Raw genomic sequence first — 17,674 nt, forward strand, 5'->3', positions numbered from 1 at the left:
GACTAAAAACGTCCGTTCAAAAAATTCTATGTATGGGACTTTTTGAACAACCTCTAAAAGACACTTCTTTTGTTTGTACTGATTTTAGTATTGAACGAAAGAAGTGTTTGTTTTGTACATAAAATCAATCTATTTTCCTTTGTTCTAATTCCCTTCAATACCTGCATAAATTATTACGAAGGAGGGTTGTTGCATTGAAATTTAAAAAACGATATCGATTTCGAAAGCGAACAGGAAGAAAAAGAAGAATGCCTCCCTCACGACGCTCCATTCTGATGCTGACATTTATTTTATTTTTTGCAGTGGTGGGCTTTAGTTTTTATTTGATCAATGTCAAAATTGAACCGATTGTTATTGATATTGCAAAACGAAAAGCGGATGAATTTGCTACGAGAGCAATTAACTCCGCTGTTTATTATGTAGAGGAATATGGATTTGAGGATATCCTAAACATCACCTATGATAATGAAGGAAATTTAGTAACGTATAATCGAGATCCTGCAGTTATCAGTGAAATCAACCGGGTAGCTACCGATCGAGTAGAGGAGTTTTTTACGTATGTGAATCGGGGAGAGCAACTTGAATTTGAGCATAATGTTCATGAACCCTATGACTATGAGGGAGGTGCGGATGGAAGAGTACAGGTTGATCCTACATTGATTGAGATTCCTTTAGGGCAAATAACAGGGAATTCTGTACTGGCCAATTTAGGTCCTAGAATTCCAATCAATATGGAAGTGGTTGGAGCGGTTCGGACAAATGTGGTCAGCGAAGAAGAAGAGTTTGGCATTAATGGAGCGTGGGTATCCTTGTATATTAACGTAGAAGCAGATGTGCAAATTATTGTGCCATTTACCTCAGAAGTAAGAACAGTACATACAGAATTATATTTGGACGGAGGAGCAATTATGGGGAAAGTACCTGATTTTTATGGGGGAGATGGAAATAATCCAAATATTGCTATTCCAAGAGATGATTTGCAGAGGGACTAAATATGTAGTATAGTACAGTTTAGTGGAAGAAACATATTTAAATAAAAACCTTATCAGATCGGTGAGGTAGAGGCGCAAATTATATAAGTATCTGGCAGGAGAATGACACCTGGGATTGCCTGAGAAAGGATGGTTTGCCGAAGTATATAAAGAAGTCGGGCTTTATATTGCTGGCATATTACTAAAAAAGTAACATGCTGTCATGTAATGAATTACATGGAGAACTACTGATCGAAATGGAGGATAACGTGAATTGGTAAAACAATGATAGGTTATTTTCTATCATTGTTTTTTTGCGTTTTACAAGGGGGTTTGTATGAAATATTACTGATCATGCAGTGTTTGATTGCGAATAACCTTGTCTAATTTCTTTATTTCGAATCGGTTGTATACGTATGGAGGATGTTTTGATAATCCGTCATACGTCGTCAATCTAGTGCTGGGATACTACTTATCCGGAGCCAGAAATAAATAGATGGAGGTCTTTAACATGGAAGGTACGTTTTGGTCGCTGATCCCCGCAATTGTCATGCTGATATTAGTTATAATAACAAGAAAAGTTCTAATCTCAATTGGAACAGGGATTGTAGTTGGAGCGTTATTATTAAATGATTTTCATATTTGGGGAACATTAAAAGAGATTTGGACCGTATTTTATACTATTTTTTATGCGGAGGGTGCCTTGGAAACTGGAAATTTAATGTTGATCAGTTTTCTTCTGTTCTTAGGGGTACTTACTGCTTTTTTACAAGCTTCCGGGGGTGCGAGAGCTTTTGGAGATTGGATGCTGGCACGTGTGAAAACACGAAGAGGCGCTGAACTGATGACTGTTGTGATTGGACTGATTATTTTTATAGATGACTATTTTAACAGTTTAGCAGTTGGGCAGATTGCAAGGCCTGTAACAGACAGGCAGCATATTTCCCGTGCAAAATTGGCATACTACATTGATACCAGTTCAGCTCCGGTTACCGTAATCGCGCCAATATCGAGCTGGGGAGCTTATATTATTGGTATTTTAGGCGGACTTTTTGCGGCAAATGGCATTACAGCAATTCAGCCGATAGAAGCTTTTATACAAATGATACCATTAAACTTTTATGCCATTGCTTCGATTGTTCTTGTGTTTATCGTGGCCTATTTTCATTTTGATATTGGACCAATGCGTGTACATGAAAAAAGAGCAAAAGAAAAGGGTGAATTACTTGACCCGAAAAGGAATCAGGTATCTGGAGATTTGGGAGATGTCTTTGATCCTCATAAAGATGGAAAAGTATTTCATTTAATCGTTCCTATTATCGTTTTATTTATTGTTACAGTCATGGCGATGATTGGAACTGGAATAATGGAAACAGAAGGAAATGCATCTCTCATGGATGCTTTTGCAAATACAGATGTAAATCTCTCTTTAATTACAGGCGGGATTGCAGCAGTTCTTACTTCAATTATTTTTCATATTCAGCAAAGAAAACCACGTTCTGATATGAAAAGGATTTTTATAGAGGGCTTTAAAACAATGCTTCCTGCAATTAATATTTTAATTCTTGCCTGGATGATCGGTTCTATTATCGGGGAATTGGAGACAGGAAGTTATTTGGCAGGCTTAGTAAATAATTCATCTATTTCAGTGAGTTTTCTTCCGGCAATCCTATTCCTTATTGCAGGATTAATGGCTTTGGCAACAGGGTCATCATGGGGAACTTTTGGTATAATGCTTCCGATTGCTGTGGAAATCATGGCCAATACAGATATGGATTTATTATTGCCGGCATTAGCCGCTGTACTTGCCGGAGCTGTATTTGGAGATCATTCTACACCAATTTCTGATACGACTGTCTTATCTGCAACTGGAGCAGGGGCACATCATATTGATCACGTGCTTACACAGTTTCCATATGCTTTAATTGCTGCTTGTACGGCTTTAATCGGATTCTTTATTATCGGAATTACCCATTCAACGTGGCTTGCTTTAGCTGCAACAATTATTCTTTTAGCCGCGATTGTGTGGTTTATACAGGCGTTTTTTATTAAAGAAAAAAAGAAGGCATCTTAACAGAAAGCTTGGAATACATTTTAGTATTCCAAGCTTTTAATCATATAACGAGACTATTTCAAATAAATTCCATCATTTCCATCACTAAATATTTGACAAAAATTTCGGAAAAGCTATAATACAAGTTAAATAGTCTGAAAGTAATGATTTTTGCTATTATTCTTATTCAATATACTTTCATTCTGTTGTTATTAATAAAAAAGGGGGTTGTGATGAATGGAAAGTCGTTCACAATGGGGAACAAGGGCGGGGTTTATTTTAGCAGCAGTTGGTTCAGCGGTTGGTTTGGGAAATATATGGCGTTTTCCGGCTGTTGCGTATGAAAATGGTGGAGGAGCATTTTTTATCCCTTATTTATTTGCTTTATTGACTGCTGGTATTCCAATATTAATTATGGAATTCACCCTGGGTCAAAAGTATCGTGGTTCTGCACCGTTAACATTCCGGAGAATCAATAAGAAAACAGAATTTATCGGATGGTGGGGAGTTCTTGTTGCATTTGTTATTTCAACGTATTATTCCGTGATTATTGCCTGGGCAATATCTTATTCTATCTTTTCTTTTAATCAGAGCTGGGGAGAAGATACAGAAGGATTTTTATTTGGAGAGTATCTGCACTTAGCAGAGACACCTGGGGAAATAGGCGGACTAGTACCAGGCGTATTCATTCCATTAATTATTGTTTGGTTACTAGTATTAGGAATTTTATTCCGCGGTGTAAAAAAAGGCATAGAAGTAGCAAACCGGATATTCATTCCTTTGCTTCTTATTGTATTTATTATTATCGTTATAAGAGCAATTACTCTTCCAGGAGCAATGGATGGATTGAATGCCTTCTTCACACCTGATTTCAGTCAGATTTTGTCACCTGGTGTATGGATTGCGGCTTATGGTCAAATTTTCTTCAGCTTATCAATTGCATTTGCTATTATGATAACTTATTCAAGTTATTTACCTAAAAAATCCGACATTACGAATAATGCATTTATTGTTGGATTTGGAAATTCCGGTTTTGAGTTATTAGCTGGTATTGGAGTGTTTGGAATATTAGGTTTTATGGCATTTTCAGCAGGCGTGAGTGTTGATGATGTTGTAGCAGGAGGAGTCGGGCTTGCCTTTGTTGTCTTCCCGGCGATTATCAATGAATTACCGGCATTTAATGGATTGTTTGGAGCTCTTTTCTTCATTTCACTGACGCTTGCCGGAATTACCTCATTGATGTCTATTACAGAAGCGTATGTGGCAGCTTTGGTGGATAAGTTTAACATTACGCGATCAAAAGCAGTCCTTTTTGGGGGCGGACTCGCAGCGTTGATTTCTTTATTATATGCTTCCAGAGGCGGTTTGCACTTCTTAGATAATGTCGATTATTTCATTAATCAATTTGGAGTTGCTATGATTGGTCTTGTCGAGGTTGTCTTAATTGCCTGGATTCTTCGTAAAACTAATCTGCTTAAAAATCATGCCAATGAAATTTCAGATATCCGGTTAGGATCCTGGTGGACGATTAGTATTGCGGCTATTACACCTGTTGTCATGGGCTATATGATGTTTGGTCTGTTTAAACAGAATTTATTGAGAGAGTTTGATACAGAGACGGGGAACTACGAAAATTATTCCAATGCTTTTATTAATTATACTGGCTGGGCGGTAGTAGCTGGTGTGTTAGTGCTTGGAATTATCCTGGCATCAATGAAGTGGAAGTCAGAAAATTCTCTGTCTGATTACGACAATAAATAGGAGGGAAGAGGCGTATGAGTGCACCAGCAATCATTGTCATGATTATCGGTATTGTTGTCATCTGGGGCGGTTTAGCAGCTAGTATTTGGAATGCTGTTCAAAAAGGGAAGGGCTAAGTGAAGCATAAGTACTGTTAGTTAAAAAAGGTGTGTATCCTGATTAACAATTTGGATACACACCTTTTGGTTAATTAGGTGATGATTAATTACTTTTCTCCATCCGCTCCCATTTCGAGATATAAGGGTGGGGATCAAATGAAAATTCACTGTATCCATTATCTTTATACATTCCGTAATGCAGATGCGGAGGGAATTTCCCTGAAGTGCCGGGAGGGCCATAACCAGTAGAGCCAACGCTTCCTAAAACATCTCCAGGCTTTACGACTTGACCTACCTTTATATCATCCTCATAGCCGCTCATATGTCCATAATAATGATAAATATTATAGATGTCCCGTATGCCGATACGCCAGCCACCGTATAAATTCCACCCCATCATTTCTACGACACCATAGGTTGTAGAGCGGACAGGGACGCCATAGGAGGCAAAAATATCCGTACCTTCATGGATTCGTAAACCGCCAAAACCGCGGCGATCTCCCCATGTACTACGATAGCTGTAATTATAATTCGTATCTAATGGAAACGCACGATCTGTTAGATGGATGTCTCCAAAGTTTTGAAATACCTTTGCTGTATTCATTATTGTTTGTACAGTTAAGTCACGTTTATAATGCTCCCAAATCGCAATTTTAATATCATCTTTATGCAAACCATATGATAATATATGTTGTGCCATTGTATAAAGGATGTCTTCTGGATCATTGGGGTCTGCCTTATTATCGCCATTACCGTCTTTCCCTATTCCGCCAAATTTCTTGATTATTTCCTGTTCAGTTGATTTAGCTGCATTTCCCAAGCCAAACCACTCTGTTTCATCAAATTGTATCGAAATAACTTTTTCTTCCTCAGATGATGGAAGAGTATTTCGTTCATAATTATCCATCGCCGCGAAATAATACCATGGAACCTGGGTAAGACTTTCCACTTTTTTAAATAAAGCCATTCTGTCTGTATATATTTGATCATTTGTTTCTGCATTTGCAATAGCGGTTGTTTGAAAAAAGAGAAAGAAACAAAGGATGATCAACACGGTACTGCGAATTCTAGTCAGATAAATCACCTCCTTAGGAAATAAATACATTTTTAATCGTCTTTTCTCATGGTATCGACAATCTCTTGTACTAACGGGTTAATATCTACATCTTGATTCTCAGTTACAGAATAATGCAGGGTTTCAATATTTTGAATTAAGCTTCTGTTATTCGAAGCATGAATCGTATAGTAACCAGGAAGGATCGACATGGCTGTTCTTTCTGCATTGTCAATAGCTGTTTCTTTTGATACATTATCCGAGGCTTCAAAAGCGATTAAAGCTTCTTCATCTGTTACAAGCGTTGCTACCTCTTTAAAATCAGGATTTTGCAATAAGATACGAGTAATCATATCAGCGATTTCATTTCGATCTATACGGATTTCTTTTGGTTCAACTGCATTATTTTGATTAAATTCATCCTGGGTATAGCGGACAAAACCAAGTTGATCACGTTGTGAAGAGTTTGTGTTCGTTTCCATTTCCGGATTTCTGTTGTTTGGATCTAATGGGTCGGGCTCTGAATTATTTTGATCAGGTGCACAACCAATAAGGGTTATCACAAGACTTAATAAAATGATTCCTAATCCTTTTTTCATATTACTACTCCTTTCTGACTTCAAATGCTTACTCATCTATACATGTTAGTTTTGGAAAAGAAGCGTAAAACATGCAGGTAATTTTTTCTGGTTTTTCTAACTGTTTCTGTGATAAACTAAAAGTAATTGATAAGGAGTGTGGGTGTCCTCTCATGATTGAATTAAATGGGAAAACATATGAATTAATTGAAGAAAATAAAAATGGTTTTGAAGCAGAAGTTATCAAGGAGCGTTATTCAGAGGTCTTATCAAAATATGATTTTATTGTAGGGGATTGGGCTTATGAACAGCTTCGTTTAAAAGGGTTTTATCATGACAATCATGCCAAGGCCCCCATAGATGCAAAAATCAGCTGTTTTCAGGATTATATTTATGAATATTGTAATTTTGGCTGCGCTTATTTTGTTTTGAAAAAAATACAAAAATAAAAGAAGTTCAATCTTTCTTCTTATGATTAAGAAGGCATTTTGAACTTCTTTTTTTTATGCAGTAAACGTTTTAATTATCTTTTTCTCCTAAAGGATGTGCTCCGGGAGCTCTTCTCTGCAGCTTTTTATGCTGTTTTTTATCCGCGTAAGTGAATGCACTTGTGCGTTGCTGTCCTTCTTCCCAATCTGTGGACTTCCCAGAGACTAAATCACCTTCATGAATATCCGATCCAAATGCTCCCTCTGGAAATTCTTCCGGAACCAGTGCATCATGCTGTTTCTGGACGGTTGAAAGCTCTTGATAATCTTTTTTTGGCATCTTCATTTCCCTCCCTCATATTTTCATTTTGTACGGATGGAGGGAAATAACACCTTCTAATAATTACCTATCCGTCATCTCTGCCATTTTATACCCGCGAAAACGTTTAGTAAGTAATTTACCCAAACGGAAAATAGCATCTTCATTTCCAACCCCGCTGATAATTTGTACTCCTATTGGCATATTTTTATCATCTTCTCCAACAGGTACGGTAAGCGCAGGAAGTCCCCATGCATTTGCATATGCTGCATAAGGCATGTATTGAAGATAGGTTTTACGAATGGAGAAAATTTCTTTAAACACTTGGCCATGATCTAACGCAGATTGATAATAAACTGGCAAAATCAATAAACGTTTATCCAGGTAGGTTTTTAACAGCTCATCTCCTTGCTGAAGTATATCGACGATTTCTTGAACTCTTTTCTGAGAAGGTTTAAACATTTTCGCTCCGATGATGGCCCAGGATAAATAAGGGTGGACATTTGTACGTTGTCTTAGCTTTTCTTTTAAGAAGGAACGTATTAGTCCTGAGCGATCGTTATTAAAAGCTTCATCTTCCACTAATTTACTACCATTGATGGACATGATTTCCTGCCAGATTAATGCACTTTCTCTAAAATAAGGCGGCATAATCTGCTGAACACCGTATATTCTTTCAAGAAAATTTTCCAGCTGTCCTAATAACTGCTTTGTTTTTGTCGAAAGAGGGTAACCTAGATTCATCGGTAATATCTCTATTTTAAATTCATGCAATAATTGAGAGCTGAAGGCTGGTTTAGATAAAATCTCATAAACAAGCTGCATATCCTCGATGCTCTTCCCCATCGGTCCAATACTAAGCATTCGTTGCTGCAGTTCATGTTGTACAGATGGGAAATGTCCTTTCGTTGATACCGTATCTTTTCCTGGTTTGAAGCCTATAATGCCGTTGAAATGGGATGGAAATCGAATTGAACCGCCGATATCAGACCCAATACCAACAGCTGCTCCACCTGCAGCAAGCAGTGCACCTTCTCCGCCGCTGGAGCCACCAGCAGTTTTCGTGACATCCCATGGGTTGTTTGTTCTACCGTATAGTTTATTATCCGTCTCCTGGCAAAAACAAAGTGCAGGAGTGTTTGTTTTTCCAAGAATAATGGCACCTTCTTGTTTTAATTGATGTACGACTTCAGCATCTTCTTTATAAATAAGGTCCTGCCGATGCTCTAAACCGCCTGTTGTTTTCATCCCTTTTACATGCAAGCATTCCTTGATGCTAATCGGAACGCCGTGTAATTTACCCAAAGACACATTTTTTTGAAGCAATGCATCTGCTTCTTTTGCTTCTTGCAGAGCCTCTGAAAACCGATCTTCTACAACAGCATTGATGGAGGAATTAACCACTTTAATTTGTTCGATAAAAGCTGTTACAGCTTCCACAGAAGTTAGTTGCTTCCTTTTAATTGCCGATGCAATATTCGTTGCATCCATTTTTAAAATATGTCGTTTTTCCATCCTGCATTTATCCCCTTCATACTTATTAGACCTACTATATCATGTTTTTTAAAAAAGAAGGCATGATTCGCTTCGTATTCTTTTAAGTTCGATGAAATTATATTCAAAATTATGATATGATAAGAGTAGTTTAAATATCCTTTAGTATAGACGTTTTTGGAGGAATCATTATGTATTTTGTAGATCAGGAAAAAATTAGCCAGACATTGACCTTTATGAATAATATTTTAGATACATTAAAAAAACATCCCTATAACACTCAAATAGAATATCTTGCATTGGAGCGTATGGCACATGTCTTTATTGAAGGTGTGCTCGATGTAGGGAATATGATGATAGATGGTTTTATCATGAGGGATCCAGGAAGTTATGAGGATATTATCGATATTTTAGTGGATGAAAAAGTAATTCCTGCGGAGGAAGAAACGGTTTATAAAGCTCTTATTCTTTGGCGGAAATCGTTAGTACATGAATATCAAGAAATCGAACATAAAAGTTTAGAACGGTTTTTCATGGAAAATCTAAACATATTTACGCATTTTTCGGAATGGATTCATACGTATTTAAAAAATGAATTGGGAGTTGCACATGCTTTTTCGAATAAGCAATAAGTGTAATTGGAAAAAATGACAAAGCTCGTTTTTCTACTACTTCCCGATTGTGTTAAAAAGGGGGCTTCAGCGGATGGGAAAACGTATCTCGACAAAGGATAAAGTTATCCACGTGTTGAAAGAGCAGGGAACTGTCACCATGGATACGCTGATGGAGCATTTTACTATCTCAGAGACAGCTGTCCGGAAGCAGCTTCACACGCTTGTCCAAGAAGGATTTATTGAAGTACAGCAGCATAAAAAAGAGATTGGGCGGCCATATCATACCTATCGTTTAACAGAAAAGAGTCAAGAAAGTTTCCCTAATCGCTATAAAGAACTCTCCTTAGATTTACTTCATGATTTAGAGGAATTGCAGGGAAGCCAGCTTATAAACAAACTTCTCAAAAAGCAGTCAACGAAAGAAAAAGAACAGTTAAAGAAATCATTAGATGCATGCTCAACCATAGAAGAAAAAATAAATACGTTGAAGGATTTGCAAAATAAGAGCGGCTATATGTTTCAGGTGGAAGATAAGGGGAAAGAAGGATTTCAATTAAATAATTTTCATTGTCCTTTTTTAGAAGTGGCCAAGGATTATCCTGTCATGTGCCAGCACGAAAAAGAAATGTATGAAGCTTTATTCCCTAATCAAGAAATAAAGACCAAATCTTTGCAGGTTGATGGAAATAAATGCTGTCAGTGGCGAATTGCTGCGGTTTCAGAGTGAATATTCGATCAGCCTGGCAAATAGATACTACTACGATGTAATAGAAATAAAGGAGTAATAATGTGAAAAAATATAAAGGATATCTGATTGATTTAGATGGAACCATGTACAGAGGGAATGAAGTTATTCCAGAAGCTGTTCCTTTTGTTAAGCAATTAGCAGAAAGAAATATTCCATATGTATTTGTAACGAATAATTCTACTAAAAGTACACAGGATGTAGCTGAAAAATTAAACCGATTAGGAATTCAGGCAAATCACAAGCAAGTTGTAACCAGCAGTATGGCAACTGCAAAATATTTAAAAGACCAGTCCGTAAAAACATGCTATTGTATTGGGCAAAGTGGTTTAAAGGATCCGATAAAAGAACAAGGGATCCAATTGGTGGATAGTACAGATGCGGATGCTGTTGTTGTGGGGTTGGATAAAGACATTACCTATGACAAGCTTGCAACAGCATGTATTGCTATCCGAAACGGTGCGCAGTTTATTTCCACCAATCGGGACCATGCCATTCCTATTGAAGCTGGGATGGGTCCTGGTAATGGTGCTTTTACAGCATTAGTTCAGACGAGTACACAGCAAGAACCTATTTTTATCGGTAAACCGGATATAATTATCATGCAAGAGGCATTAGATGTGCTCGGTTTACCGAAAGAGGATGTTGTTATGGTGGGAGATAATTACCAGACGGATATCCAATCAGGTTTTAATGCGGATGTAGATACGTTATTTGTTCATACGGGAGTAACCTCTAAAGAAGAATTAGCTACTTTTGAAAAGCAGCCTGCCTATATTATAGAAAATTTATCAGAATGGACCTTAGAATAGTGAAAGGCATCCATATCCTATGTGAAATTATAGGAATATGAATGCCTTTTTTGTTGCATAGGAAATTATAGAATTATTGCCTTGTGGATAACTATTTATAGTAAAACAGCCACGTCCAGCTCCGAGCGCCAAAAACTAGGAGATTTCACGTCGCGCCCTACGATAAGTCAACATCGGTTCGTCACCTTACCGTGTTTCCTTTATCTCAAGAATAAAGGAAGTTCGACTAAAGTCGAACCACCCCCAAAAACCGGGGGCGCAATCTCTACGTTTTTAAACAGGTGCTCTGCGCTTTTGTTCTTTTAAAGCTCTACATCCCGAAATGCAAATATTTTTGCTTGTTTTTTTAATTCTTAGCAAGAAAAGTGCTCTATTAAATGAAGTTTTGTTTTACCCATCTAATTCTTCGTGCTCGTTTTCTGCATCTCCATGAGCTAAACGGCTGGAAGCTGCTGCAGCGATAGCGCCGACGATATCATCTAAAAATGTGTGAATTTCGCCGCTGCTTTTATCATTTAATTTTTCTAAAATACCTGGTTTTTGTTTATCGATGTAGCCGAAGTTTGTAAAGCCGATAGAACCGTAAACATTGACAATTGATAAGGCAATCACTTCATCAATTCCGTATAATCCTTCATCAATTGCAATGGTCTCCTGTAATGGTTCGCTTAATTGTTTTTTCTCCGCCAGCATGTCTAATTCAATGCCTGTTATTACAGCGTTTTGGACTTCTCTTTTCGTTAATACACGATTGACATTATAACGGCATGTGTCCATTGTTAAATCTTGATGATATTTCGATTGCAGATAATACACTAACTCTGCAATATCTTCTATTTTCACACCACGTTCTTTTAAAAGCTGTCTTGCTCTTACTTCAAGTTCTGTTTTGCTTGTATATTTCGTCATTTTTTAAAACACACCTTTTTTCGATTTAATATGATTGTATAGTCATTTCCTTCATATATTTAATATATACGATAAGGGGGAGTTTGTTGATGCCTATGTCAGAAATGCTCCGTAGTCAATATGCGATCCAAGTGGAAGGGAAGCAATTCATCGAAGAGCGTGAAGCTTATCAGAAAGAACATTATCATTATTTTACCATTCCAGCCGGGAACAAGGAAATGATATTAATGGAACAGGCAACATTAGCTTACTTTTTAAAAGAAAATGGATTATACAACGTTGCTTATCCAATTCGGAATATAAATGGGGAATGGTTTACGAATCATGCCAATGATCTTTGGATGGTTCTTGTGTTAGAAGATTATTCACAAACCTTAAATCATGAAACTGCAGGGAAAATGCTTGGAGATATTCATCGTATTGGCAGCATGTTTCAGTATGAACCGAAGACGATTTCGAGCTATGGCTTATGGAAAAAGCTTTGGGAAGAAAAATTGACTTTTTTTGAAGAAGAATTGACGAGACAGGCAAAAGAAGAAGGAACAAGTAAATATTTATCTGAAGTCATGGATATTTTACCATATATCGTTGGAATTAGTGAAAATGCGATTCAATACTTGCGGGAAAGTGAGAAAGAACAGCGTATTTTACAAACAGATCAGAGTACCGTTGCTTTTGCCAGGTGGAGCACCTCTGAGAAAAAGGTTATTTGGGCGGATGAACTTGTATATGATCATCCAACACGTGATATTGCGGAGTATATCCGTCATGCTTTTTTGCAAAATAAATCAGACGGAGAAATAAATCAGTTTTTAAATGACTATCAAAATTATCAGCCATTATCCGTATTTGCATGGAGGCTTATCTTTGCCAGATTGTTTTTCCCCATTCATCTCTATGATTTTTTGGAGAGCGGCTTCCAGTATCCTAATTTTCAAGCGCTGGGGCAATTATTAAAGCATCAAGAAGTATATGAGAGAAGGTTGGCACGATTTTATGAAACAGTAGGTGTTGATGTTTCCGATTGGCGGATACCTATGATAAGCTGGTTGTAAGTAATATAATAGTTTCTAAAAGAGGTAGTTCAAAAAGTCCAATAAAAATGATTTAAACGAGGGAAGGAGAATACTAGGATATGTCCAAGCCAAAGGTTTATATTACCCGCAAAATTGATGCATCATATTTGGAACCTTATCAGGACCAGCTAGACATTCGGATGTGGGAAAAAGAGGAAGAGTCTGTACCAAGAGAGACACTTTATAAAGAGGTAGCTGATGCTACTGCTTTATTTGCAGTATTAAGTGATTCCATTGATGAGGATTTACTATCTAAAGCTCCGAATTTAAAAGTCGTCGCTAATATGGCTGTCGGTTACGATAATATCGACCTTGAAGCATGTAAAAAACATCATGTTACGGTGACGAACACGCCGGATGTTTTATCGGAAACAACAGCAGATTTAGGATTTTCTCTAATTATGAGTACTGCTCGAAGGATCGTAGAAGCGGAGGAATGGGTGAAGCAGGATAAATGGCAATCATGGGCGCCTTTTTTCTTTGCTGGTACAGATATTTATGGGAAGACACTTGGTATTGTAGGTATGGGTAGAATCGGAGAAGGGATCGCTAAACGTGCAAGTGGTTTTGACATGAACATCCAGTATCATAACCGCTCCCGTAAAAAAGGTGCTGAAGAGCGATTAAATGCTAAATATGTAAGTTTTGATGAACTTTTAGAGACTTCTGATTTTATTGTAACCGTTGTCCCGCATACGCAGGAAACAGATAAATTATTTAATCAAGCTGCTTTTGAAAAAATGAAATCAAGTGCTATTTTTATTAATATCTCACGTGGAAAAGTAGTAGACGAAGAAGCGTTAGTAAACGCGCTTAAAACTGGTGAAATTCAAGCGGCAGGGTTAGATGTCTTTGAAGAGGAGCCAATTAGAGCAGATCACCCGCTGGTTGGTTTAAATAATACAGTGTGTATTCCGCATATTGGTTCTGCCAGTGTAGAAACAAGAACAAAAATGGTCGAGTTATGCATGGACAACATTTTAGCAGTAGTCAGTGGAAAGGAAGCAATTACACCAGTTTCATAAAACCCGGTTAAGATTTAGCGGGAAGTTAGTCCCTGCAAAACCTTAACTAAGTTAATCAGGAGATGAAGTGACCTTGTTTTCTTAACCGTCTAAGGGATACTTCTCACTACAAAAAGGGTACTTATGGACACGTATGCGAAACTTTCTTCTGTGGAAATTTGAATTTTTGTCCGACTCCTACAGAAGATTTATTTTTAATAAAGATATAAATAAAAACGGAGGGGCTTTATGTAATACCAAAGACCGCTCCGTTCTATATTAAAGTAAACTAAAAAACTTGTTCGATTTCTGTTACGCCAGGAACTTCTGCCATTAATGCACGTTCAATTCCTGCTTTTAATGTAATGGTTGAACTTGGGCAATTACCGCATGCTCCCATGAGGCGAAGTAAAACGACTCCATCATCATCAACGTCAACTAACTCTACATCTCCACCATCACGTAATAAAAATGGACGAAGCTTGCTTAATACTTCTTGTACTTGCTCTTCCACATTAACCTACTCCTTTCCCACAAATCTATTATAACGCGGTTAAGTCTAAAAATCTATTTGAAAATGATTTTCAATTAGCTGGTTAATTTTATTTTATCTTTTTCCGCTTATTTTGTAAAATAATTAACATAGGCATGTGTTAAAAGACAAAGCACTCTGAAGGGAAGTGTGTAACATGGCGACGATTGTGATAACCGTCTATGGAAGCGAGCAGATTTGTGCAAGCTGTGTCGGTGCACCAAGCTCAAAGGATACGTATGAATGGCTTCAAGCAGCAATTGGAAGAAAATATACTTCTGAAGGTATTCAATATAAATATATTGATATAAATCAGCCGCCATCAGATATTGGCCACCAGGCATATGTTGAGAAAATAGTGGAGGAAGATCTGTTTTATCCAATTATATGGATAAATGATAAAATGGTTGCGGAAGGTATTCCGCGTTTAAAGCCAATTTATCAAGCACTGGATGAGCTGGGACTGGAAGAAAAAGAAGGATAAGCAGAATAGGAGAATAGAAAATGAAAATACCCTTTACAAAAATGCATGGACTAGGAAATAATTATATCTATATTGATCTTTTTCATACAGTATTGCCTGAAGACAGGTTATCTGAATTAGCCATTAATATGTCAAATCCGAATACAGGGATCGGTTCAGATGGAATGATTCTGATTCATCCGACAGAAAATGCTGATGTAGGCATGCGTATTTTTAATAAGGATGGTTCGGAAGGAATGAACTGCGGGAATGGACTGCGCTGTACGGCTAAATACGCTTATGAAACAGGAATTGTCGATAGTCAAGAATTCACTATTCAAACAAAAGCGAATATTGTTCAGGCTATGGTGCAAGTAAATGATGAGGGGAAAGTTGAAGAAATAACGGTTGATATGGGAGCACCGATTTTACAAAGAGAACAGATTCCAATGCTTGGAGAAGCAGGAACAACCGTTATTAATGAACCTTTTCAGGTGGCAGATACAACGCTCCGTGTAACAGCAGTTTCCATGGGAAATCCACATGTAATAACAATGGTAGATGCGATTGATCATGCTCCGCTGACAACACTAGGACCGATTATTGAAAAAGATGAACGTTTTCCTGAAGGAGTTAATACAGAATTTATCGAAGTCGTATCTGATGAAGAAATACATTTCCGAGTCTGGGAGCGCGGATCTGGTATTACGGAAGCTTGTGGAACAGGAGCATGTGCAGCTGTTGTAGCAGCTACATTAAATAATAGAGTGAAAAAAGGTAAAAAGGTTGTTGTTCATTTAGCAGGTGGAGATTTAATCATTGAATGGAAGCAAGATGGTCATATTTGGATGACTGGTGGAGCAGAAACGATTGCATCAGGAATTTATCACGCATAAAATGAATTACTTGATTCTGACAAGTGTGGGTGTATACTAAAGTTATAGGATATAGAAGGAAAAAAGGAGGTTCAGAAGATGATCATTGAACTGACTGATCGTGCAAGCGCACAGATTAAAGAAATGATGAAAGAAGAACCGGAAGAATCGCTTCTCCGTTTTGGTGTAAAAGGCGGCGGATGCAGCGGATTATCTTATTCATTAGGGTTTGCAGATGAGGTTAATGAGGAATTGGATATTGTTGAAACCATTAATGATATTCCAATTGTCTTCTTTAATCAGGATATTCCGATTATTGAAGGTACAAAGATTGATTATAAAGAAAATATGATGGGTGGCGGATTTAGCATAGATAATCCGAATGCGATTATATCCTGCGGTTGTGGCTCATCTTTCCGTACAGCACAGAACGCCGGCGCACCTGGCGATTGTTAATAAAAAAGATTGGCAGTATTTTTCTGCCAATCTTTTTTACAAGCTAGGAAAATATAAAATTTAAACGAATGCCAAGTTTTCTGTATAAACGATATTAAAACATGGCCGTAGAATGTTTTGGCTGAATTCTTGCTTTTGGATCAATATAGTTTTTAGCATTATTAATAGCTGTTGGACCTTCGCCAAATCCCGTTGCAATCAGCTTGACTTTTCCATCATACGTACAAATATCCCCAGCGGCGTAGATCCCCGGAATGTTTGTCTCCATTTTAGAATTAACAACAATACTATTTTTTTCAATTTCCAGTCCCCAGTTTTTTATCGGGCCAAGACTCGATATAAAACCATAGTTGCAAATAACGTCATCCACTTCTAATTCAACTAATTCGTCTTCTTTTATCTTTTGTAAAATAAGCTTTTCAATCTTAGTATTTGCGACAATCGCTGTAGGAGCATAGGGTGTCAGCTTTTCTACAGTAGATACTTGTAATTGCTCTACACTATGTTCATGTGCACGGAATTGATCGCGGCGGTGTATTAATGTTACTTTAGAAGCTATTTTCTCAAGCATCAGTGCCCAATCGACAGCTGAATCTCCTCCGCCTAAAATAGCAACATGTTTATCCTGATATTTATTCATATCTGTCACGTAATAATGTAAGTTATTGCCTTCAAATGCCTCACTGTCACCCACATTCAATCTTCTGGGCTGAAATGCACCATTACCAGCTGTGATAATGATGGTTTTTGTCAAATGCTCTTCTCCAGTATTAGAGATAAGGCGAAAGCTATCGTCCTCTAATCGTTCTACCGTCTCAATAGCTTGTCCAAGCACAATTTCCGGATCAAATAAATTTGCTTGCTCTTCCAATTGATCGACAAGATCCTGTGCACGGACTTTTGGAAATCCTGCAACATCATATATATATTTCTCTGGATATAGCGCAGTTAATTGCCCTCCAATATGAGGCAGGCTTTCAATTATTTTAACACTAGCTTGACGCATGCCGCCGTAAAAGGCTGTGAATAAGCCAGTGGGTCCAGCTCCAATGATCGTTACATCAAAAACTTTATCCATACAATACCTCTTTTCTTTCTAGACGTTTACCCATCCTATGGTATCATAAACTCGTTTTAGTTTGTATTATATCGTTTCAAAAGAACGAATAATTCAAAGAAATCTTATTTTAACAGCAAATCAAACGTTGTGTGCATGTCTGCGCTTTTCTTCATAACTCAACTTCCGCCGCCATTTAAAAGTAACTTTATTTCCATAGAAACAGGAATTGATCGTTCTTTTGATAACTCCCTTGACAAAGAATAAAAGGTGAAGTGTAAAGCACCGCTGCGGCGGAAAGCGGAGTGGTTGGCCGAAGCGGTGCTATACACAATCACCGATTCCAAAATGGACGGATATGTAACCAAAAGCAAG

General features: G+C 37.5%; 20 protein-coding genes and 1 riboswitch. Of the genes, 13 read left to right on the forward strand and 7 right to left on the reverse strand.

The window, feature by feature from the left end; translation table 11 throughout:
• The first annotated feature begins 194 nt into the window (after positions 1-194).
• The 4 genes from yunB (at position 195) to BN986_RS26115 (ending at position 4,901) form a co-directional block, all read left to right on the forward strand.
• A complete protein-coding gene (yunB, locus tag BN986_RS07395) occupies positions 195-992 on the forward strand; it encodes a sporulation protein YunB (RefSeq protein WP_244444957.1) in 798 nt (265 codons plus the stop codon).
• Between the two features lie 59 nt (positions 993-1,051).
• A riboswitch (Lysine riboswitch) is annotated at positions 1,052-1,227 on the forward strand.
• Positions 1,228-1,482: 255 nt separating this feature from the next.
• The gene (locus tag BN986_RS07400) at positions 1,483-3,045 is read left to right on the forward strand and encodes a Na+/H+ antiporter NhaC family protein (RefSeq protein ID WP_040979012.1); all 1,563 of its coding nucleotides are present in this window, start codon (positions 1,483-1,485) and stop codon (positions 3,043-3,045) included.
• Between the two features lie 216 nt (positions 3,046-3,261).
• A complete protein-coding gene (locus BN986_RS07405) occupies positions 3,262-4,785 on the forward strand; it encodes a sodium-dependent transporter (protein ID WP_040979013.1) in 1,524 nt (507 codons plus the stop codon).
• Positions 4,786-4,799: 14 nt separating this feature from the next.
• The gene (locus BN986_RS26115) at positions 4,800-4,901 is read left to right on the forward strand and encodes a methionine/alanine import family NSS transporter small subunit (RefSeq protein ID WP_074435626.1); all 102 of its coding nucleotides are present in this window, start codon (positions 4,800-4,802) and stop codon (positions 4,899-4,901) included.
• A gap of 85 nt (positions 4,902-4,986) precedes the next feature.
• Here BN986_RS26115 and BN986_RS07410 read toward each other — a convergent pair whose 3' ends face one another.
• On the reverse strand, positions 4,987-5,988 hold the full coding sequence (locus BN986_RS07410) for a M23 family metallopeptidase (RefSeq protein ID WP_052400678.1): 1,002 nt from the start codon (positions 5,986-5,988) through the stop codon (positions 4,987-4,989).
• Positions 5,989-5,990: 2 nt separating this feature from the next.
• Complete coding sequence (locus BN986_RS07415) at positions 5,991-6,536, reverse strand: YhcN/YlaJ family sporulation lipoprotein (protein ID WP_040979014.1); 546 nt, start codon at positions 6,534-6,536, stop codon at positions 5,991-5,993.
• Positions 6,537-6,688: 152 nt separating this feature from the next.
• Here BN986_RS07415 and BN986_RS07420 point away from each other — a divergent pair, with 152 nt between their 5' ends.
• Positions 6,689-6,964, forward strand: a complete 276-nt coding sequence (locus BN986_RS07420; protein ID WP_040979015.1) for a YutD family protein — start codon at positions 6,689-6,691, stop codon at positions 6,962-6,964.
• Positions 6,965-7,034: 70 nt separating this feature from the next.
• Here BN986_RS07420 and BN986_RS07425 read toward each other — a convergent pair whose 3' ends face one another.
• Both BN986_RS07425 and BN986_RS07430 read right to left on the reverse strand, forming a co-directional pair.
• Entirely contained in the window at positions 7,035-7,283 is a 249-nt protein-coding gene (locus BN986_RS07425; protein ID WP_040979016.1) for a hypothetical protein, read from the reverse strand.
• Between the two features lie 63 nt (positions 7,284-7,346).
• Complete coding sequence (locus BN986_RS07430) at positions 7,347-8,777, reverse strand: amidase (RefSeq protein ID WP_040979017.1); 1,431 nt, start codon at positions 8,775-8,777, stop codon at positions 7,347-7,349.
• A 170-nt stretch (positions 8,778-8,947) separates the two neighbouring features.
• Here BN986_RS07430 and BN986_RS07435 point away from each other — a divergent pair, with 170 nt between their 5' ends.
• The 3 genes from BN986_RS07435 (at position 8,948) to BN986_RS07445 (ending at position 10,927) form a co-directional block, all read left to right on the forward strand.
• A complete protein-coding gene (locus BN986_RS07435; RefSeq protein ID WP_040979018.1) occupies positions 8,948-9,388 on the forward strand; it encodes a DUF86 domain-containing protein in 441 nt (146 codons plus the stop codon).
• 73 nt (positions 9,389-9,461) lie between these two features.
• The gene (locus tag BN986_RS07440) at positions 9,462-10,097 is read left to right on the forward strand and encodes a helix-turn-helix transcriptional regulator (protein ID WP_040979020.1); all 636 of its coding nucleotides are present in this window, start codon (positions 9,462-9,464) and stop codon (positions 10,095-10,097) included.
• A 62-nt stretch (positions 10,098-10,159) separates the two neighbouring features.
• Complete coding sequence (locus BN986_RS07445; protein WP_040979021.1) at positions 10,160-10,927, forward strand: TIGR01457 family HAD-type hydrolase; 768 nt, start codon at positions 10,160-10,162, stop codon at positions 10,925-10,927.
• A 390-nt stretch (positions 10,928-11,317) separates the two neighbouring features.
• Here BN986_RS07445 and BN986_RS07450 read toward each other — a convergent pair whose 3' ends face one another.
• On the reverse strand, positions 11,318-11,836 hold the full coding sequence (locus tag BN986_RS07450) for a phosphatidylglycerophosphatase A family protein (RefSeq protein WP_040979022.1): 519 nt from the start codon (positions 11,834-11,836) through the stop codon (positions 11,318-11,320).
• Positions 11,837-11,925: 89 nt separating this feature from the next.
• Here BN986_RS07450 and BN986_RS07455 point away from each other — a divergent pair, with 89 nt between their 5' ends.
• Together BN986_RS07455 and BN986_RS07460 are read left to right on the forward strand one after the other, a co-directional pair.
• Positions 11,926-12,891: a hypothetical protein gene (locus tag BN986_RS07455; protein WP_040979023.1), complete on the forward strand. Its 966-nt coding sequence runs from the start codon at positions 11,926-11,928 to the stop codon at positions 12,889-12,891.
• A gap of 80 nt (positions 12,892-12,971) precedes the next feature.
• Positions 12,972-13,937: a 2-hydroxyacid dehydrogenase gene (locus BN986_RS07460; protein WP_040979024.1), complete on the forward strand. Its 966-nt coding sequence runs from the start codon at positions 12,972-12,974 to the stop codon at positions 13,935-13,937.
• A gap of 268 nt (positions 13,938-14,205) precedes the next feature.
• Here the strand turns inward: BN986_RS07460 and BN986_RS07465 are convergent, their stop codons facing one another.
• Positions 14,206-14,430: a NifU family protein gene (locus tag BN986_RS07465; RefSeq protein ID WP_040979025.1), complete on the reverse strand. Its 225-nt coding sequence runs from the start codon at positions 14,428-14,430 to the stop codon at positions 14,206-14,208.
• Positions 14,431-14,605: 175 nt separating this feature from the next.
• On the opposite strand from BN986_RS07465, the gene BN986_RS07470 reads away from it, so the two are divergent.
• From BN986_RS07470 to BN986_RS07480, 3 genes are all read left to right on the forward strand, one after another.
• A complete protein-coding gene (locus tag BN986_RS07470; RefSeq protein WP_040979026.1) occupies positions 14,606-14,932 on the forward strand; it encodes a YuzD family protein in 327 nt (108 codons plus the stop codon).
• 20 nt (positions 14,933-14,952) lie between these two features.
• On the forward strand, positions 14,953-15,807 hold the full coding sequence (dapF, locus tag BN986_RS07475; RefSeq protein ID WP_040979027.1) for a diaminopimelate epimerase: 855 nt from the start codon (positions 14,953-14,955) through the stop codon (positions 15,805-15,807).
• Positions 15,808-15,885: 78 nt separating this feature from the next.
• Positions 15,886-16,242 (forward strand): HesB/IscA family protein, encoded by a 357-nt coding sequence (locus BN986_RS07480; protein WP_040979028.1) that lies wholly within the window; start codon positions 15,886-15,888, stop codon positions 16,240-16,242.
• A 94-nt stretch (positions 16,243-16,336) separates the two neighbouring features.
• On the opposite strand, the gene BN986_RS07485 is transcribed toward BN986_RS07480, so the two are convergent.
• Positions 16,337-17,320, reverse strand: a complete 984-nt coding sequence (locus BN986_RS07485) for an NAD(P)/FAD-dependent oxidoreductase (protein ID WP_040979029.1) — start codon at positions 17,318-17,320, stop codon at positions 16,337-16,339.
• Positions 17,321-17,674 lie beyond the last annotated feature (354 nt).

The sequence above is a fragment of the Oceanobacillus jeddahensis genome, from assembly GCF_000750635.1.
Lineage (GTDB): Bacteria > Bacillota > Bacilli > Bacillales > Amphibacillaceae > Oceanobacillus > Oceanobacillus jeddahense.